This is a genomic window from Variovorax sp. 679 (assembly GCF_003952185.1).
GTDB lineage: Bacteria > Pseudomonadota > Gammaproteobacteria > Burkholderiales > Burkholderiaceae_C > Variovorax.
Window position 1 is genome coordinate 1 of record NZ_RXFS01000004.1, and the last position, 18,954, is coordinate 18,954.

The 18,954-nt window shown below is 66.9% G+C and carries 13 protein-coding genes and 1 pseudogene; 11 read left to right on the forward strand and 3 right to left on the reverse strand.

The window, feature by feature from the left end:
- The 7 genes and pseudogenes from EJO71_RS34300 to EJO71_RS10530 form a co-directional block, all read left to right on the forward strand.
- Positions 1-580: pseudogene (locus EJO71_RS34300) on the forward strand (hypothetical protein); the annotation flags it as partial.
- 31 nt (positions 581-611) lie between these two features.
- Positions 612-2,951: a type VI secretion system tip protein TssI/VgrG gene (gene tssI, locus EJO71_RS10505; RefSeq protein ID WP_125948665.1), complete on the forward strand. Its 2,340-nt coding sequence runs from the start codon at positions 612-614 to the stop codon at positions 2,949-2,951.
- Between the two features lie 30 nt (positions 2,952-2,981).
- Positions 2,982-3,422 (forward strand): hypothetical protein, encoded by a 441-nt coding sequence (locus EJO71_RS10510; RefSeq protein WP_125948666.1) that lies wholly within the window; start codon positions 2,982-2,984, stop codon positions 3,420-3,422.
- Entirely contained in the window at positions 3,419-6,094 is a 2,676-nt protein-coding gene (locus EJO71_RS10515; RefSeq protein WP_125948667.1) for a DUF2169 domain-containing protein, read from the forward strand. Before EJO71_RS10510 ends, EJO71_RS10515 begins: the two co-directional genes overlap by 4 nt.
- Positions 6,091-7,146 (forward strand): pentapeptide repeat-containing protein, encoded by a 1,056-nt coding sequence (locus EJO71_RS10520; RefSeq protein ID WP_240651355.1) that lies wholly within the window; start codon positions 6,091-6,093, stop codon positions 7,144-7,146. Before EJO71_RS10515 ends, EJO71_RS10520 begins: the two co-directional genes overlap by 4 nt.
- Positions 7,147-7,167: 21 nt before the next feature.
- Positions 7,168-7,860, forward strand: a complete 693-nt coding sequence (locus tag EJO71_RS10525; RefSeq protein ID WP_171022571.1) for a DUF3540 domain-containing protein — start codon at positions 7,168-7,170, stop codon at positions 7,858-7,860.
- A 37-nt stretch (positions 7,861-7,897) separates the two neighbouring features.
- Positions 7,898-8,281: a DUF4150 domain-containing protein gene (locus EJO71_RS10530; protein ID WP_125948668.1), complete on the forward strand. Its 384-nt coding sequence runs from the start codon at positions 7,898-7,900 to the stop codon at positions 8,279-8,281.
- Positions 8,282-8,301: 20 nt separating this feature from the next.
- Here EJO71_RS10530 and EJO71_RS10535 read toward each other — a convergent pair whose 3' ends face one another.
- The 3 genes from EJO71_RS10535 to EJO71_RS10545 are packed head-to-tail and all read right to left on the reverse strand — an operon-like array spanning position 8,302 to position 11,504.
- A complete protein-coding gene (locus tag EJO71_RS10535; protein WP_125948669.1) occupies positions 8,302-9,123 on the reverse strand; it encodes a protein phosphatase 2C domain-containing protein in 822 nt (273 codons plus the stop codon).
- Complete coding sequence (tagH, locus tag EJO71_RS10540) at positions 9,116-11,146, reverse strand: type VI secretion system-associated FHA domain protein TagH (protein WP_125948670.1); 2,031 nt, start codon at positions 11,144-11,146, stop codon at positions 9,116-9,118. Before tagH ends, EJO71_RS10535 begins: the two co-directional genes overlap by 8 nt.
- A 58-nt stretch (positions 11,147-11,204) precedes the next feature.
- Positions 11,205-11,504: a TssQ family T6SS-associated lipoprotein gene (locus EJO71_RS10545; RefSeq protein ID WP_240651356.1), complete on the reverse strand. Its 300-nt coding sequence runs from the start codon at positions 11,502-11,504 to the stop codon at positions 11,205-11,207.
- A gap of 237 nt (positions 11,505-11,741) precedes the next feature.
- On the opposite strand from EJO71_RS10545, the gene tssJ reads away from it, so the two are divergent.
- From tssJ to tssM, 4 genes are all read left to right on the forward strand, one after another.
- On the forward strand, positions 11,742-12,260 hold the full coding sequence (gene tssJ / locus EJO71_RS10550; RefSeq protein ID WP_125948672.1) for a type VI secretion system lipoprotein TssJ: 519 nt from the start codon (positions 11,742-11,744) through the stop codon (positions 12,258-12,260).
- Positions 12,261-12,432: 172 nt separating this feature from the next.
- Entirely contained in the window at positions 12,433-13,812 is a 1,380-nt protein-coding gene (tssK, locus tag EJO71_RS10555; protein WP_125948673.1) for a type VI secretion system baseplate subunit TssK, read from the forward strand.
- An 8-nt stretch (positions 13,813-13,820) separates the two neighbouring features.
- Positions 13,821-15,209: a DotU family type VI secretion system protein gene (locus tag EJO71_RS10560; RefSeq protein WP_125948674.1), complete on the forward strand. Its 1,389-nt coding sequence runs from the start codon at positions 13,821-13,823 to the stop codon at positions 15,207-15,209.
- A complete protein-coding gene (gene tssM / locus EJO71_RS10565; protein WP_125948675.1) occupies positions 15,209-18,871 on the forward strand; it encodes a type VI secretion system membrane subunit TssM in 3,663 nt (1,220 codons plus the stop codon). The genes EJO71_RS10560 and tssM overlap by 1 nt, the downstream gene beginning before the upstream one ends.
- Positions 18,872-18,954: the final 83 nt, after the last annotated feature.

The window sequence follows — 18,954 nt, forward strand, 5'->3', positions numbered from 1 at the left end:
ACGCATCGTCAACGGGGGCATCGTCGAGACCGACAACGGCGACGTGCTGCTCGTGGTCAATGGCAGCACGATGCGGCTGGTGACCGGCGCCGACGTCCGCATCACGGCGGCCGGGCGGCTGGAGATCATCAATGCCTTCGACGGCAAGCTCGTGCTCGGGCCGCATGCGACTGCCGTGACCGGCACCAAGACGGTGTCGGCGCCGACCATGGTCTACAACAGCACCAACTACACGGTCGACACCACCAACTACACGCTCAACGCGGACGTCGCCGTCCTCAACACGCCGGGCTATACCGGCAATGCTGCCGACCAGGGCTGGGTCGACCAGCAGAAGGACATCGTGTCGAACCGGCACGTCAAGCTGTTCATCGGTTCCGCAGATTTTTTCGGCGGCAAGCTGCAGGTAGCGGGAGTGAACACCATGCTCAGCGGCATCTTCGCGAACTGGTCGTACCTGTTCTGGCTCGATGCGCTCATCAACATCAAGGTCAATGTGAAGAGCCGCTTTGCCACGAGCACCACCCAGAAGAAGGGGCCGTTCGTGGTCACCGTCAATCTGAAGCGCAACAAGAAATGAGCGCCGTCCGAGCAGAAAGGAAAGGCACGCCATGGCAAGAGTAGTCCGTGCCCACACGCCGCTCGCCGAAGACCAGTTGTTCTTCCGCGCGATGCACGGCAGCGAGACGCTGTCGGAGCTGTTCGAGTTCGAGGTCGAGCTGCTGAGTCCGAGTCCTTCCATCGATGCCAGGTCGCTGCTCGGAAAATCGATGGCGCTGGAAATGAAGACCGCGGCCGATGCGCGCTTTCTTCATGGCGAGGTCACGCGCTTTGCGCAGACCGGCCGCGAAGGCGGCACGGTACGCCACACCGTGTACCGGGCCACCGTGCGGCCATGGCTGTGGTACCTCACGCGCGCGAGCCACAGCCGTACCTTCCAGGGCTGCACCGCGGTCGAGATGATCGAGGAAGTGCTCGGCACCTACGGCTATGCCTACGAGAAGAAGCTCAGCGGCAGCTACAGGGCCTGGGATTTCTGCGCCCAGTACGAGGAATCGGATTTCGCTTTCGTGAGCCGGCTGATGGAGCTCGAGGGCATCTACTACTACTTCAAGCACGAGAAGAACCAGCACACGTTGGTGCTGGCGGACGATGCCTCGGCACATGGCGAGCTTCCCGGCTACGCATGCATCGACTGCTTCGCGAGCGATCGCGCCATCACGGACGACATCGAGGTGATCGACGACTGGCAGGTGACGGCCGAGGTGCGATCGGGCAGCTTCACGGTCGACGACTTCAACTTCACCACGCCCAAAGCCGATCTGGCGAACACGCGCGTGCAGCCGCTGGCCACCGACAACGCCGACTACGACATGTACGAGTGGATCGGCGACTACGGTGCGGCCGGCGACGGCGAGCACTATGCGCGCGTGCGGCTCGAGGAAGCGCAATCGCTCGCGGATCGCAGCGCGGGCCATGCGACCGTGCGCGGCATGGCGCCGGGATACCGCTTCGCCATGCGCGGCTCGCCGCGCGACGACGACAACCAGGAATACCTGCTGGTGTCGGTGCGCTACGACTGGCGCGAAGGCGGCTATGCCACCGCGGCGGATGCGCCGGGCGGCTCCTCATTCGGTTCCGGGTTCGTCGTACAGCCCGCGGACAAGCCGTTTCGCGCGCCCCGGCGCACGCCGATGCCACGCACCAGCGGCCCGCAGACCGCCACCGTGGTGGGCCCGGAGGGCGAGGAGATCTGGACCGACGAGTACGGCCGCGTGAAGGTGCAGTTCCACTGGGACCGCGTCGGGCAGAACAACCAGGACAGCTCGTTCTGGGTGCGTGTCTCGCAGGCCTGGGCGGGCGACTCCTTCGGCACCGTGCACGTGCCGCGCATCGGGCAGGAGGTGATCGTCGACTTCATCTCCGGGCGCATCGACCGCCCCATCGTGATCGGCCGCGTCTACAACGCCGACCAGATGCCGCCGTTCGACCTGCCGGCGGAGGACACCAAGAGCGGCATCGTGTCGCGTTCGACCAAGGGCGGCTCGGTAGCGAACGCCAATGCACTCGTGTTCGAGGACCGCGCGGGCGCCGAGCAGATCCTGCTGCACGCCGAGCGCAACCTCGACACCGAGGTGGAAGGTGACGAGACGCACACCACCGAGAAGACGCGCACCACGCTCATCAAGGGCCACGAGTCGTCCACTTTCGAGTCGGGCGAGGAGCGCCACATCACAGCCGGCGCGGTCGAGACCATCGACGGCGGCGAGACCCGCACCGTGCACGACGGCGCCACCGAGACGGTGTCCGACGGCGAGACCCGCACCATCACCGGCGGGGCGACGGAGATCATCAGCGGTGGCGAGAAGCGGATCGTCAACGACGGCATCTTCGAGACCGTGAACGGCGACGTGGTCGTTACCGTCAACGGCTCGGTGCTGCGGCTCGTCGCGGGCTCGGACATTCGCATCACGTGCAGCGGGCGGGTCGAGATCATCAACGCCTTCGACGGCAAGCTCGTGCTCGGCCCCGACAACACGGTGGTCACCGGCACCAAGACTGTCTATGCGCCAGACATCTTCTACAAAAGCACCAACCACACGGTCAACACCACCAACTTCACGATCAACACGAATGTGACGACCTACAACACGCCGAGGCAGGAGGTGAACGCCGACAGCCAGACCTGGTATCAGCGCAATGTGAAGGAAGGCACCGGATTTCAGGTCACGGCAACCCTGGGGTCCTACGACCTGTACGGCTTCAAGGTCTTGACCTGTGGTCTCAACTCGATCAACTCAGGGGTCTTCGTCAACCTGTCGGTCGTCAACTTCATCGACTGGGTCTGGCGCAAGGAAAACATCGTCATCAAGCTGAAGAAGACCAAGGCGGTGGAGGCCGATGTGGCCCTGCAGGAAACACAGTCCGGCGACCTGAATGTCACCGAATGACCCCGGCGCCTCGCGAAGGAAAGATATCGAATGTCATGGTCTGACATAGTGCTTGGGACGGTGGGTGCGATCGCAATGGTCGCTGCGGTGTTCCTGTCCGTCTTCCTGGTGTGGAGCACCGTGACCACCAACTCCGAATACAAGCAGGAGGAGCGGCACTGGGCGCAACTGCGGGGCCATGCACGGCATGGCGAGGCCGAGGTGCTCGGGCTCGCCCGCCCACCCGGCCAGCTCACCAAGCGCAGCCGGCATGGCGCGGGCATGACGGCGACCGAACTGCGCCTGGCCTGGCGCGACGAACAGGGTGAACTGCGCGAGGCCACAGTGAGGACCTTCATCGATGAAGACTTGCTCTCGACCTTCGTCAGGGGCAGCAAGGTGCATGTGCTGTATTCGGACACCGTGCCGCCGATGGTGGCGATCGATCGAGATCGCACGCAGGTCGAAATTCCGAGCACGACTGCCGCATGAAGCTCGTCAAGCCGCTGCGCATGAGCATGCTCACCCGCTCTTTCATCAAGGACCGACGCCACTGGCTGGGGATGACGGCGATCGTCATGGCCGACGGCTTCGGCCCCGATGCGAAGCTGGTGCCCGAACCCGACTGCTGGAAAACCTTCGCCAACGAACTCGGTGGCGAGTTTTCCTTCGATCTCGGCATGCCCAAGGTGAATCCCGAGTTCCTCGTGGCGGGCAACGCCTACACATGCCACCAGGCCGACCGCACGCAGAGCGCGGTGGCGGTGCGGGTCGGCCGGCGCACCAAGGCTCTGCACGTGTTCGGTGACCGCTTCTGGGTCGATGGCCGTGCGAGTGCGCCGCAGCCCTTCGACACGTTGCGGCTCGACTGGCAGCACGCCTTCGGCGGTCCCGCATTCGCCGAGAACCCGGACGGCATCGGCCATGCCGATGAGTTGGTCAACGGCATGCACACGCGCCGCCTGCCCAACATCGAGCTGCCGCACGCGATGCTGCGCCGCCCCGACCAGCAGGTCGTGCCCGCCGGATTCGGCCTTGTCGGCATCGAGCGGCCCTCGCGCGCGCAGCGCCTGGGAAAGCAGTACGACGAGCACTGGAAGCAGAACCTCTTTCCGGGCTATGCGCGCGACATGGACTGGAACTACTTCAACGCCGCGCCGCCGGACCAGTGGCTCGCGCCTGGCGACGGCGAGCTGGCCGGCGCCGAGTTCGAGATCACGAACATGCACCCGGGGCATCCGGTGCAGCGGGGGCGCATTCCCGACTGGCGCGCCCGCGGCTTCGTGGTGCGCGGCAAGCAACACCTGCACAGCCTCGACGGTGCTGCGCTCGAAGACCTGCCGTTGCGTCTGAGCACCGCGTGGTTCTTCCCGCACCTGGAGCGTCTGGGCCTGATCTATCACGGCGTGACCGAGATCGCCGAGGACGATGCGGACGACATCAGCCACGCCATGATGGCGATGGAGGAGGGCAGCGCGCCGCCGTTGCCGGTCGCGGACTACCGCGAGGTGCTGGTGATCCGCTGCGAGGCAGCAGATCGTGCGCTCTACCTCCTGCATGACGAGCAGCTCATGCCCGAGCACATCCTGGGTCCGTGGCCCGAGCTGGACCTGTCCGCGCTGCCGCAGTCGCCCATGCGGCGCAACATGGAGGCGCGCGCCGAACGCATGCGTTCGGAAGTGCGGGAGAAGGCCAAGGCGGATGGTGTCGACATGAGCCGCTTCGAAGTGCCGGAAAGCGAGATGGCGGCGCACAAGCCGCCGACGTCGATGCGCGACGTGCCGGCCTATATCGAGAAGACGCGAGCCCTGATCGCGGAGCAGCGCGCGAAGATGGAGCAGGTGCGTGCCGAGATGGCAGCGGCAGCCGAAGCCAACGCGGTCGAATCGCGCAAGGCGGGCTTCGATACCTCGAAGCTCATGGAGCAGAGCATCTCGACGAAGCAGAAGGGGCCGCCGAAGGTCGATGCCTGGTCGCGCATCGAGAGGCAGCGGCAGTCTTCCGCCGCAGCGGGCGCGCGCCCCATGTCGCAGCAGGCGGCCGATGAACTGAAGCGGCTGTCCCACACGGCGGGCGATCAGCTCATCGCCAACTACCGGCGCACGGCGCAGCATCAGGATCCGGCCGATGCGATGTCGCCAGAGGCGGCGGCGCAGGCGCGTGCGCAGGCCGAGCGCATCCTGGCCGATGACCGCGATTTTTCCGGCCTTGACCTCACTGGCGCCGATTTCTCGGGCATGGACCTGCGCGGCACGCGCTGGCAGCGCACGTTGCTGGAGAGCGCCGACTTCAGCGGTTGCGTGCTCGACGACGCCGATTTCAGCGAGGCCTTGCTGGTGCGCGCCCGCTTCTCGCGCACCTCGCTGCGCGGCGCCGGCTTCTCCAAGGCCAACATGGTGCTGGCCGTCTGCGAAAACGCCGATTTCTCGGGAGCCCGCTTCGATCAGACCCAGCTCGACGAGCTGCATGCCGAGGGTTGCGACTTCTCGGATGCGAAGCTCGACGACCTGACGCTGGACAAAGCCCGTCTGAGCGACTGCAGGTTCGACCGCGCACAGCTCGCCTCGGTGGACTTCCTCGATGAGAGCGAGCTGCACCGCATCCGCTTCGATCATGCGCGCCTGCGCAAGGTCTCCTGGTACAACTGCGTCGTCTCCGGGATGGTCTTTGCGGGCGCCGAGCTCGACACCTGCGACTGGACCGACAGCGAATGCCGCGGAGGTGTCGATTTCTCGGACGCACGCGTGGAGAGCACCTGCTTTGTCGGTGAAAGCAAGCTGGGCGAGACGAGCTTTCAGCGCGCCGTGCTGATCGACTGCAACCTGCGCGACGTGATGCTCGATGCCGCAGACTTCACCGGCGCCAGGATGGATGGCACCGACTTCTCGAACGCCTCGATGCGCCGCGCCGTGCTGGCGGGTGCCGATGCGCGGGACTCCAGTTTCGTGCGCACCGATCTCACGGGTGCAACGCTCGCCGGTGCGAACCTGATCGGCGCAAACCTGCAGAAAGCCTTGCTCGCCTCGGCCAACTTTCACCGCGCGAACCTGTTCCAGGCCGACCTGGGCCAGTGCCTGATCGACAAGTTCACCCGTTTCGACGAGGCCTACACCGAGCAGGTCAAGACCGTGCCGAAGCGCGCGCCGGAGCAGGACACGCCATGACGCCTACACGCATCCAGGCCATGGTCCAGCGGGGCGACGAGATCCGCGAGAAAAACCTGAAGGGGCTGAACTTCCGCGGCTTCGACCTGTCGGGCGGCATCTTCCTGTCGTGCGACTTCAGCGGTGCCGATCTGTCGGGCGCGAAGCTCGAAGGCGGCATGTTCAACCAGTGCCGCTTCGCTGATGCGAACCTGGCCTCGGCGGTGCTCGTCGAATGCGTCTTCAGCCGGTGCGAGGCGCCCGGTGCGCGCATGCCCGGCGCGTCGCTCGACGGCGTCATGTTCGAGAGCTGCAACCTGGCCGGCGTGGACTTCTCGGGCGCCGACATGGGTCATGCCTCGTTCGCCGACGACGTCCTGGACGACGCGTCGTTCGCCGATGTTCGCCTGGAAAAACTCAGCGTCCACGGAGGTTCGCTGCGGCGCGTCGATTTCTCGCGCGTGCTGGTGCGAGCCACCTTCTTTCGAACCGATCTGCGCTCGGCGGTTTTCACCGGCTGCAGCTACGACAAGACCATCTTCATCGAATCGAAGCTCACGGGACAGGTCTTTCGCGGTCAGTCTTTCGAGAACTGCCAGTTCACCGACGCCGACCTGCGCGATGCCGATTTCGAGGGCGCAACGCTCCTGCGCTGCAACTTCAAGGGCGCGCAACTCGAGGGCAGCAGCCTGCGGCGCGTGCGCGCGCTGCAAAGCCTGTTTCCGCAAGTGCACATGAAGGGCGTGGCATGCACGGGCGGCGTTTTCACCCAGAGCATCTGGATCGACGCCGATCTGGAAGGCGTCGATTTCGCGGGCGCCGATCTTGAGCAGTGCGTGTTCCATCGTGCGCGCTGCGGCAAGGCCAGCTTCAGCGAATCGACGCTGACCTATGCCGATTTCTCGTATGCCGACCTGCACGACGCCGATTTCGGCGGCGCCACCTTCATGCGCACGAAGATGCACCGTGCGTTGACCGAAGGCACGCGATTCTCCGATCGGGGCGGCCTGCTGCCGAACGATCCCGATCTGTTCGCGGCCGAGGAATTCTCGGCGCGCGGAGCCAGGCCCTGACAAGAACAGCGAGGTTTCCCCATGAATGTCACCCCCCTGAGATCGCCATCGACGCAGCCGGCCGTCGCCGAACATCGCGCGGGCCCGGAGAGCGGTGCCGTCAACGTGCTCGGAAGCGTCACCTCGGCGCTACCCGGCGGCATCTACAGCGTCGAGAGCGACGGCCGCGTGCTGCATTGCCAGCGCGCCGCAAGCTGCCTGCTGCGCCCCGAGATCGGCGATCTGGTGCTCGTGAGCGGGCCCGATTCGAACCGTCTCTACCTCACCGCGGTGGCAGAGCAGGCCGACGCGCGCACCTCGCGACTGGACGTGAGTGGCGACCTGACCCTGGCGTCCGAGCGTGGTGCGGTCAACATCGAAAGCGCGACGCATCTTTCGCTGCTAGGGCGCGAAGGCTTGCGCATGGATGCGCCGCAGCTGGAAATCGACGCCGACGCAGCCGACTGCCGCGTAGGCCGGCTCGCCTATCAGGGCGAAGAGGCCGAGGCCCGGGTGCTCAGCATCCGCGTGATCGGCCGCGTCTACGAAGCCATCGTCGAACGCCTGGTGCACCTGAGCAAGACAGCGTTTCGCATGACCGAAGGCATCGACCAGGTGCGTGCGTCGCATATCGACTACCAGGCCACCGAGATGGCGCGGCTGCACGGCAAGAACACCGTGGTCACGGCGCAGGACCTGATCAAGGCGGATGCCAGCCAGATTCACATGGGCTGAGCGTCGCCGGATTCCCAATCATCGAAGGAGACAACGAATGTTCGCCAACTGCCAATTGATGGGTATGGACCTGGCCTTTCCGGACGTCTGCAAGTCGCCGGCCATTCCCATTCCGTATCCCAATTTCGCGCTCGGTCCCACCGCGATCCCGAAGGCCTGGAACATCCTCTACCTGTGCACCCCGGCGCACAACCTGGCCACGCGCACGCCGCTGACCTTTGGCGATAACGCGGGCATCGGCCTGGGCGTGGCGGTGCAGAGCGTGATGGGCGAGTCGCGGCACACGCTGGGCGCGTTCACGATGCTGATCAAGGGCTCCGCGCAGACGCGCCTGACGAGCATGACCCGGCAGAACCGCGGCAATGCAATGGGCATGCGCATCGTACCGAGCCAGCCCAAGATCTTGGTGTTGATGGCCTGAAAGAGAGAAAGCGAGTGACGTCAGGCGCCACTGCCCGGCGCCGCCGTTCCCGCCAGCGTCACCTGCTGCGGAAACCCCACCCACACAGCCAGCGCCGAGTAGTTGTCCTGCGAATCGTCGGCCTTGGCCTCGGCCGCCCGGCGGATCAGCGCGAGCCATTCCTCCGCGCTGTCGGCGAGTTGCAATGAGCGCTCCATCACCTGCTGCGAGATCAGCTGCCACAGCCCGTCGGTGCACAGAAGAAAGGCATCGCCATCGGCCAGGCGCTGCGGAGCGGTGATGGTGGCCTCGGCCGTCGCGCGCGCACCGAGCGCGCGGTACAGCAGGTTGGTCTTCACCAGACGCTCGCCGCCGTTCTGGTGGCTCGCCGCCGCATCGCCCGATCGTTCCGAGAGGCTGTGATCCTCGGTGCGTTGCATCAGCGCACCGCGGCGGAACCAGTAGAGGCGGCTGTCGCCCACGTGCGCCCAGCAGGCCTGGTTGGTGATGCGGTCGACGAAGAGCGACACGAAGGTCGCGCTCATGCGGCTCTGCTCGGTCAGCTCGCGCTGCTTCGCGAGGATGGCGTCGTTCGCGGCCTTCACGCAGCGCTGGATGTTCGCGGCGTCCAGGGAAGGCGCGATGACGAAGGTGTCGAGCGCGGTGTCGACCGCGATGCGCGAGGCCAGTTCGCCGCCCGCGTTGCCGCCGACGCCGTCGCTCACCACGAAGCAGCCGTTGCGCTCGTCGAGGTGGTAGCCGATGGCGTCCTGGTTGCCGCTGCGCTCGCCGACGCAGGAGAACTGCGAGGTCGAGATCGGTACGGCAAAGGATGAGGAAGAGCGTGGTGTGGCTTCAAGCACGGCGCGCCTCCTTCAGCCGTTCCATTTCCTTGTCGTAGGCCTGCTGGAAGGCGCGGCCGAAGACGGCCTGGAAGTCGTCTTCGACGGCTGCGGTCGTTTCGGTGTGCAACTGCTGCAGCTGCCGCCACAGCCGCGCCTCACGGCCGCCGGGCAGCAGCTTCTCGCCCAGGCTGCCGTCGTGCGGGGTCTCGCGGCTCAGCGCTGCGGGGTCGAAGCGCTTGAGCAGCGTGAGCAGTGCCGCACGCATGCCGGCGACCATGCCGAGCTGGTGCGACTGCAGGTCGCCGAGCGCGTCGTGCACGGCGGCCTCGGGCGGCAGGAAGCCGGGCATGCGCGCACCGAACATCTGCATCAGCACGGCGCGGCCATTCGGCAGGATCTTGAACGGGTTGTTCTCCTCGTCCACGATCATCGTGATCTCGGCGCGCACCTCGCGCTTGAGCATGGCGCGCGAGGACAGCAGCTCGATGGTTCCGTCGGTGAAGGCCCGCATGATGCGGCCCAGGCGCTGCATGGCTTCGATGTCGAGCGGCTGCTGGCCCGCGACTTCGGGTACGCCGGCACCTTCGAGGAAGGCCCTGAAGAGGGCTTCCGACGACGATGATGAAGCTGCGATTGCCGCTGTTTCAGGTTGCGCCGTGGGCTGTGTTGCAGGTGCGGCAGCAACCGCCGTGACGGGCGCTGCTGCCGGCGGCAAGGGTGGTGTTACTACGACAGGAGGCGGCTCCAGCTTGCTCTCCTGCATCACCGGCGCGGGCGGTGGTGCTGGGGGAGGCGGCGGAGGAGGTGGCGGCGGCGGGACTGGCGCTGGCGGGGGAGGCGGCGGAGCTTCCGCCTTCGGCGCCTCTACGGCAGGCGTGGGCGCGGGCGCCGGTGCCGGCATCGCCACTGGATTCGGCGGCCGGAACTGCGCACCCACTTCGCGCGCATGGTTCGAATGGCTGTACCCCTGCGCTGCGGGCCTGTTGTTCTGCAGCAGGTCGACCGCCGGGTGCGTGTCGCCCGGCAGCAGCGGATCGGTGTGGGTCAGCGCGGTGGGGCGGGGGTCGGAGAGCGGCGAATGCGCGCTCTCGTCGGACGCGAAGAAGGACAGCGGATCGACGCCGCGCTTGAGCGCCATGTCGGACATGTCGTTGGCCGCGTCGGGGTTCAGCTCGGCGAGCGGATCGACCGGATTGCGGCGCGCCTGCGACGGCAGCTCGAAGGGCTCGTGCGCCATCGGGTCTGGCATCGGCTCGGGCGTGCTGTCGACGCGGCGCGGCGCGTTGGCGAGGATGGCGTCCCAGTCCGCGGCGGAAGGCATCTGCGACGAGGCCGTGTTCGGGTTCGGTCTCGCCGGATGCACTGGAGGAGGCGCCGGAGGCTGCTGGTACTGCTGCTGGATGGCGAATGCCTCGCTTGGCGCAGGCGAAGGTGTCGGCACGAACGCGGCGGGCGGTGGCATCGGCGGTGCCTGTCGCGGCGACGGCATTGCGACCGTGGGCTGCGTATCGCCGATGGGCAGCGCGCCTTCGCCGAACAGGTCGGAGAACACGTCGGACGAACCGGAGGAAGGCAGCAACGCATCGATGGGGCTGGCCGACATCGGCGCGGCCATCGGCGGCGGCGCGAACTGCGCGGGCGCCGGCGAAGGCGCAAAGGCAGGAGGCGGCGCTGGCGGAGGAGGCGGCATCACGGCCGCTGCTGGTGCGACCGCGGGCGCGGCGCGCAGCGCGCTCGAAGCCTCCAGCAGATAGCTGCCGATCGCCACGCGGTCGCCGTCGGCCACGCGCGCTTCCTGCTCGTGCGCGAGCGCTCGTCCGTTGACGCTGATCGGCAGCACCGCGCTCATGTTGCGCAGCACCGCCACGCCGTCGTCGTCGAAGCGCACGGTGGCCTGCAGGCGCGAGATCTGCCGCTGCTCGTCGGGCAGCACGAGGTTGTTGTCGGGGCTGCGTCCGATCGTTCCTCCGGGCGCGGCGAGCAATGCAGACGGCCCCGTGGCCACCGGCCTGCCGGCGTGTTCGATCACTGTCCAACGCATGGCTTCTCCGTGTTCGTCTTCTCGCGCCGCGATGCCGGTGCGGCCGCGATGTTCTTCATCAACGCTTCATTCGCTTGGCGGCCTCGAACGCGGGGCCCCATACCGGATGCTTGCGCTCCGCCACGTTGAGTTCGAAGGTCGGGAACGCATCGAGGATCTTGCGGAACTGGAGGCGGCATTCGGCGATCTGGTTGGCCACGCAGTAGCTGAAGGCCTCGAGCTTCATCGCGTCGAGCCGCGTGGAAGGCTCGGCGGCCTCGAACACCGACACGCCGCCGCTCTTGAGCGTGCTGAGGGCCTTCGCATAGTCGCCTTCGTCATACGCCTGTTGCGCCTTCTCGAGCGTGGTGCGCGCCACTTGCTGGCTCAGTCGTTCGGGTTGCGGCGCGGGTTCCGGCGGTGGTGTGGTCGTGCAACCGGCGACCGCAAGAAGAGCTAACGCCAGAGCAGGCAGACATGACTTCAATCTTCTCTCCTACCTTGCAAGAGGTAATGCTTGAGATAGTGTGCCGCTGTGTTGCGACATGCACGCGATGCGCCATCGTAAGGGCGCATGACTTCGATAATATAAGCCGCGAACCCTCGGGAGATTCCAATGCATCGACGAAGCTTGCTACAAGGCGCACTTGCAACCACACCGTTGTTTGCGGGCCTCATCAGCGGATGCGCATCCACGGCAAAGTCCATGCCGACGCCCTATGCCATCACCATCAGGATCGACGATGGCGTCAACCCCGACGGCCGCGGCCAGGCCGCGCCCATCCTCGTGAAGGTCTTCGAACTGAAATCTTCCGGTAACTTCGAGACGGCAGACTATTTCGCTCTACAGGATCGCGACCGCGAGACGCTGAGTACCGAGCTCGTCAATGCCGACCAGGCCATCATGCGCAGCGGCGAAGAGCGTGTGTTCAAGCGAGAGGCCGCACTCGACTCGCGGGCCATCGGCATCATCGCGGGCTATCGCAAGCTGGAGGCCTCGCGCTGGCGCATCGTGCTGCCGCTGAAGGAACCCAAGCAAACCAACCTGTACAAGGTGTGGCAGTTCTCGCCCAGCGAACAGGCCGTGAGCATCGCTGTGCGCAAGACGGGCATAGAGCTGCTACCAAGTCGTTAACTTCGAGCCTGGGGTGTCGATTCTCTAGTACGAAAGTGCGAGAAATTCGTGCGTGAAATGCGGTGCAAAACGTAAGACACGACGTGTAGCATCAAGAGCAAAACAAGTGGACCGGGAGGCCGCTCATCAGCGCATCTCCCGCTCCGACGTGAGCACTCCCCAGGAGGTCTTTTTGGTGACAGTTCGCAATCCGGGCGCTGCAAAGAACGGCGCCCATCCGCAGGCATTGGCGAATCGCGTTGTGTGGTCCGAGGGCATGTACCTGCGACCGCAGCACTTCCAGCAAATGGAACGCTATGTCGAGCAATACGTGACCCGGCGCACTGCGGGCCTGCAAGGCGCCTATTGGGGGTGGCTGCATCTGGAAATCGACCGCGACGCGTATGCGCTGGGTCGCGTGTCGCTGCTCGGCGGCGCGGGCGTGATGCCCGACGGCACGCCCTTTTCGTTCGGCGCGGAAGACGCGCCTCTTCCTTATGAAGTACCGAACGACCTCACCGACGAACTCATAGTTCTCGCGCTGCCGTTGCGCAGGCCCGGCAGCGAGGAAGTGATCTTCTCGGAAGACGAAGGCTCGGCGGCGCGCTTCGGCGTGATCGAGCGCGAAGTGAACGACGGCAATGCCGTCGCGCTCGGGCCCGCCGTGCTGCAGCTCGCCGCGCCGCGCCTGCGGCTTGCGCGCGCTTCATCGCTCACCGCCGAATGGCAAGCCATCGGCGCGGTGCGCGTGATCGAGCGGCGCACCGATCACAAGCTCGTGGTCGATGCCAACTACATACCGCCCGTGCTCGACGCTTCCGCGCACGCCATGCTGCGCAGCATGATCGCGGAGCTGCACGGCCTGCTCACGCAGCGCTCGGAGGCACTGGCCTCGCGGCTCTCGCAGCCGGGGCGCGGCGGTGTGAGCGAGGTCTCCGATTTCCTGCTGCTCGAACTGGTCAACCGCTATCTCGCACTCACCTGGCATGCGCAGCAGGCCGTGCAGGTGCATCCCGAAGAACTTTTCGTCGACTGGCTCAAGCTGGCCTGCCACCTGGCCACGCACACATCGCCCACGCGCCGCCCAGTGTTGTGGCCGATCTACGACCACGACAACCTCAACGAATGCATCCGTCCGCTGCTCGAGGAGCTGCGCCGTTCGCTGTCGGCCGTGCTCGAGCAGAGCGCGATCGCCATCGAGCTCGAAGAGCGCAGCCACGGCGTGCGCGTGGGCCGCATGCCCGACCCGGTGCTGGTGCGCAATGCGGGCTTCGTGCTCGCGGTGCATGCCGACCTGCCGGCCGATGCCATCCAGCAGCGCTTCCCCACGCAGGTGAAGATCGGCTCGGTCGAGCGCATCCGAGACCTCGTGCAGCTGCAGTTGCCGGGCGTGGTGGTGCGTCCGCTGCCGGTGGCGCCGCGGCAGATTCCGTACAACGCGGGCTACCACTATTTCGAACTCGACAAGAGCGGCGACATGTGGCGCCAGCTCGAGAAATCGGGCGGCGTGGCGATGCACCTGGCCGGTGACTTTCCCGGTCTGGCCATGGAGTTCTGGGCCATCCGTCCGTGAGGGACTCTATGAACGGTGTCAACGACATGGCCGTCGGCCCGGGAGGCTTCGTGCCGCCGAACCCGGGCGGCAACGCCGACATGGGCGGCATGCCCGCGGCGCAGCGCGGACTCGGCGCACAGCCCGAGTCCTTCACCGCGTGGCATGACGCGCGGCGCCCGCATGCCGGCGATACAGCGCTCGCGGGCAACAACCCGCTGGTGGCGGCGGCCAACCCGCTGCTCGACCTGATCCCGCAGATCCGCGCCACCGGCCACCATCCCGCGCCGTCGCAGCTGCGCGAGCACCTCGTCGACGAGGTGCGCCGCTTCGAGACGCGCGCGCAGCAGGCGGGCATTTCGCCCGAAGTCATCATCGGCGCGCGCTATTGCCTGTGCACGGCAGTCGACGAAGCGGCCGCGCTCACGCCTTGGGGCGGCAGCATCTGGTCGTCGCAGAGCCTGCTGGTGATGTTCCACAACGAGACCTGGGGCGGCGAGAAGTTCTTCCAGCTGCTGTCGCGGCTGGTGCAGAACCCGCAGCAGCACCTGCACCTGATCGAGCTCATCTACTTCTGCCTGGCAATGGGTTTCGAAGGGCGCTTCCGCGTCATCGACAACGGCCGTACGCAGCTCGAGACGCTCAAGCAGCGGCTGCTGCAGATCATCCGGCAGACGCGCGGCGAAATTCCCGTGCCGCTGTCTCCGCACTGGCAAGACGGCAGCGCGCCGGTGCGCCGCGCGCGCAACTGGCTGCCCGTGTGGGCGGTGGGCGCGGTGGCCGCGGTGCTGCTGGTGGCCGTGTTCGCTTTTCTCACCTTCAATCTTGCGGGCCATTCCGACGGCGCCTTCGCGGCCGTCAACGCGGTGCGCCTGCCGCAGGCGGAGCGTGCCGTCGTCATGCCTGCGCCGGTGCCGCGCCTGCAGCGTTTTCTCGAACCCGAGATCCGCGAAGGCCTGCTGACCGTGCGCGACGAGGCCGATCGCAGTGTCGTGGTGCTGCGCGGCGACGGCCTGTTCGCCTCGGGTTCCGACCGCGTGCTCGACCGCTATGCGCCGGTGCTCGCGCGCGTGGCCGATGCGCTCAATGCCGTCGAAGGCAACGTGCTGGTCAGCGGCTTCAGCGACGACCAGCCGATCCGCAGCGTGCGCTTTCCCTCCAACTGGCAACTCTCGCAGGCCCGCGCCGACGCGGTGCAGAAGATGATCGCCACGCGCCTCGCGCGGCCCCAGCGGCTGCGCGCCGAAGGCCGAGGCGACGCCGACCCGCTCGTGCCCAATGACTCCGCGGCCAACCGCGCACGCAACCGCCGTGTCGAGGTGACGCTGCTGGTGGCGCCGGGCGCCGGCGCACCCGTGGCTGCCGCGCCGCCGCTTGTCGCTCCCACTCCTGCTCCGCAGCCCGGAGGCTCCCGCTGATGCTGCGCGCCATCTTCCGTTTTCTCATCAGCCGCGACCTCTGGGTCTTTCTGGGACTCGTCGCGCTCGCCTTCCTGATCTGGGTCATCGGCCCGGCCATCGCGGTGGGCCGCTATCGCCCGCTCGAAGACGAGATCGTGCGCATCGTGGTCATCGTGCTGATGTTCGTGATCTGGCTCGTGCGCATCATCTATCGCAAGTGGCGCGAGGGCCGGCTCAACGCGCAGCTGCTGAACCAGTTGCGCACGCCTTCCAAGAGCGAAAAGGAAGCCAAGCCCGAGGACGCCCCCGAGATCAAGGAGCTGCAGAGCGGCTTCACCGACGCCACCAACATCCTGAAGAACATGCGCTTCGGCGCAGATGCCGACGGCAAGCCCGCGAGCCGCTTCTCGCTGTTCGACCGGCAGTACCTGTACCAGCTGCCCTGGTACATCTTCATCGGCGCACCGGGCTCGGGCAAGACCACCGCGCTGGTCAATTCCGACCTCGACTTCCCGCTGGCCGACCAGCTCGGCAAGGCCGCGGTGCGCGGCATCGGCGGCACGCGCAACTGCGACTGGTGGTTCACCAACGAGGCGGTGCTGATCGACACGGCCGGCCGCTACACCACGCACGAGAGCAACCGCGAGACCGACGAGGGCGAGTGGAAGGGCTTCATCGAGCTGCTGAAGAAGTTCCGCCCGCGCCAGCCGATCAACGGGGCGATCCTCACCATCAGCATCGCCGACCTGCCGCTGGCCGACGACGCGCAGCGCGCGCGCCACGCCATGGCGCTGCGCAAGCGGCTGCTGGAGCTGCGCAACGACCTGGGCATCGACTTCCCGGTGTACGTGCTGGTCACCAAGACCGACCTGCTGGCCGGCTTCAACGAATACTTCGGCTCGCTGGGCCGTGCCGAGCGGCAGCAGGTGTGGGGCTTCACCTTCCCGATCCAGGGCAACCCGGCGAACAAGAAGGCCGCCAAGGGCGCTGCGGCGGTGAGCAACGGCGACCTGCGCGAGCGCTTCCACCAGGAATACAAGCTGCTGCACCAGCGCCTGGACGAACGCCTGCCCGAGCTGCTGGCCGCCGAGTCCGACCCGATGCGCCGCGCGCAGGCCTACCTGCTGCCGCAGCAGTTCGCGAGCTTCGAGGACATCCTCGGCACCTTCCTGGCCGATGTGTTCAATCCGTCGAAGTTCGAGGCGGCCTCGATGCTGCGGGGCGTGTACTTCACCAGCGGCACGCAGGAGGGCACGGCCTTCGACCGCGTGATGGGCGCCATCAAGCGCTACCTGCAGGTCAACGCGCCGCCGGCGCCGCCGCCGGGCCCGGGCAAGAGCTACTTCCTGAAGGAACTGCTGCAGCAGGTGATCTTCCGCGACGCGGGCGTGGCCGGCACCAACCTGCGCTGGTACCGGCGCAAGCGGGCCATCGACATCGCGGGCTACAGCGTGATCGGCGTGCTGCTGGTGCTGTTCCTCGGTGCCTGCGTGAACAGCTGGCGCAACAACAAGGACTACGTGGCCGAGGTCGACACCAACGCCAAGGCTTTCAACAAGGCCGCCGCGCGCGGCGAGCTGCCCACCGTGGTCGACACCAGCGGCGACGTCGCGAGCTCGCTGCTCGTTCTCGACAAGCTGCGCGACCTGCCGAAGTCGAGCCATTTCGACATCGGCGATCCGCCGACCTCCTACCGCTTCGGCCTCTACCAGGGCGAGAAGCTGCAGGCGGCGACCGACGGCGTGTACCAGCGCGCGCTCGAAACCGTGCTGCTGCCGCAGGCCGCGCAGCGCGTGGAGCAGTCGCTGCGCGAAGCCGCGAAGAACGATGCCGAATACAGCTACGAGGCGCTCAAGGCCTACCTGATGCTGTACGACGCCGAGCGCTACGACGCCGACTTCCTGCAGGCCTGGCTGCTCAGCGACGTCGACCGCAAGATCGGCGCCTCGCTCACGCGGGAGCAGCGCGCCAACCTCGAATCGCACCTGAAGGCGCTGTTCGCGGGCCGCGTGGTGGCCTCGCCCTTCGCGAAGGACGACAGGCTCATCACGCAGACGCGCGAGCGCCTGGCGGGCGTGCCGCTGGCGCAGCGCTCGTATGCGCGGCTGCGCCGCATCCTGCTGCAGACCAGCCAACCCAATGCCTTCACCATCGCCGAGGCTGGCGGCGCCGAGTCTGCGCTCGTCATCCGCCGCGCGAGCGGCAAGCCGCTGACCGACGGCATTCCCACGCTCTTCACCTACCGCGGCTACTGGGACATCTTCGACAAGCGCATGGCCGAGACCGCGCTGTCGCTCGAGCAGGAAGACCGCTGGGTGCTGCAGATCCGCGCGCCCGGCATCGCCGACATCACATCGCGCGAGCTGCTGCTGCGCGAGGTGCGCAGGCTCTACCTCACCGACTACATCAAGGTGTGGGACGACTACCTCGTCGACATCCGCCTGGCCGACAGCCGCTCGCTGCTGCAGAGCATCCAGATGACGCGCGTGCTCTCGACCGCCGAGTCGCCGATGTCGCGCATCATCCGCGGCGCCGCGCGCGAGACCGACCTGCTGCGCAACCACGACGAGGCTGCGCGCAGCCTGCTCGACCAGGCGCAGAACCGCGTGCAGAGCACGCGCGAGCGCATCGAGCAGCTCATCGGCCAGCCCGACGGCAGCCAGCGCCGCAATACGCGGGTGGACCGTCCCGAGTCGCTGGTGGACAACCACTTCGAGCCGCTGCGCCGCATGGTGACCGCGCCCAAGCAGGGCGGCCAGGCGCCCATCGACGCGACGGCCGCGCTCATCAACGAGCTCTACAACTTCCTCACAGCCACCGACACTGCGCTGCGCAGCGGCAACATCCCGCCGACCAGCGATTCCGTCACCAAGGTGCAGGCCGAGGCCGGGCGGCTGCCGGTGCCGTTCCAGGGCATGCTGAACGACCTGTCAGCCACCGCGTCGTCGAAGGCGGCCGCGGTGACGCGGCAGAACATCGGTCAGAGCGCGGCGGCGAGCATCGGCTCGTTCTGCAACCAGGCCATTGCGGGGCGCTATCCGTTCACGCGCGGATCGAGCCGCGACGTGGCCTCGGGCGACTTCGCGCAGCTGTTCGCGCCGGGCGGGATGATGGACGACTTCTTCCAGAAGAACCTCATCACGCAGGTCGACACCTCGGTCAATCCTTGGGCCTTCAAGCGCGGCGTGGACGGCAGCGCGGCAGGGCGCTCGGCGTACCTCGACTCGTTCCAGAAGGCGCAGGCCATCCGCGACGTGTTCTTCTCGGGCATGGCGGGCGGGCGCACGCCCTCGTTCACCATCGACATCCGGCCCGAGGACATGGACGCGCAGCTCACGCAGTTCACGCTCGACGTCGACGGCCAGACGGTGCGCTACGCCCACGGTCCGCAGGCGCCCAGCACCATCAAGTGGCCCGGCCCGCGCAACAGCAACCAGGTGCGCCTGCAGGTGACCACCGCCAACGGCACGCCCGCCGGCGGCATCGTGACCGAAGGCCCGTGGGCGCTGCACCGGCTGTTCGACAAGGCCTCCATCTCCGCGGGCAGCTCGCCCGAATCGTTCAATGCCAGCTTCGACCTGCAGGGCAAGAAGGTGGTGCTCGCGGTGACGGCCAACAGCGTCTACAACCCGCTGCGCCTGCCGCAGATGAACAGCTTCTCGTGCCCGGGGAAATCATGAACACCCCCAGGCTTCGCGCACTTCGTGTCGCTTCTCCTACCCCCTTGCAGGGGGCAACACCAGCGGCCCGGCAAAGCCGGTTC

Excerpts from the sequence above, each read along its gene's own strand:
- tssI (WP_125948665.1), top strand. The coding sequence starts at position 612 with ATGGCAAGAGTAGTCCGTGCCCACACGCCGCTCGCCGAAGACCAGTTG.
- EJO71_RS10510 (WP_125948666.1), top strand. The coding sequence starts at position 2,982 with ATGTCATGGTCTGACATAGTGCTTGGGACGGTGGGTGCGATCGCAATG.
- EJO71_RS10515 (WP_125948667.1), top strand. The coding sequence starts at position 3,419 with ATGAAGCTCGTCAAGCCGCTGCGCATGAGCATGCTCACCCGCTCTTTC.
- EJO71_RS10520 (WP_240651355.1), top strand. The coding sequence starts at position 6,091 with ATGACGCCTACACGCATCCAGGCCATGGTCCAGCGGGGCGACGAGATC.
- EJO71_RS10525 (WP_171022571.1), top strand. The coding sequence starts at position 7,168 with ATGAATGTCACCCCCCTGAGATCGCCATCGACGCAGCCGGCCGTCGCC.
- EJO71_RS10530 (WP_125948668.1), top strand. The coding sequence starts at position 7,898 with ATGTTCGCCAACTGCCAATTGATGGGTATGGACCTGGCCTTTCCGGAC.
- tagH (WP_125948670.1), bottom strand. The coding sequence starts at position 11,146 with ATGCGTTGGACAGTGATCGAACACGCCGGCAGGCCGGTGGCCACGGGG.
- tssJ (WP_125948672.1), top strand. The coding sequence starts at position 11,742 with ATGCATCGACGAAGCTTGCTACAAGGCGCACTTGCAACCACACCGTTG.
- EJO71_RS10560 (WP_125948674.1), top strand. The coding sequence starts at position 13,821 with ATGAACGGTGTCAACGACATGGCCGTCGGCCCGGGAGGCTTCGTGCCG.
- tssM (WP_125948675.1), top strand. The coding sequence starts at position 15,209 with ATGCTGCGCGCCATCTTCCGTTTTCTCATCAGCCGCGACCTCTGGGTC.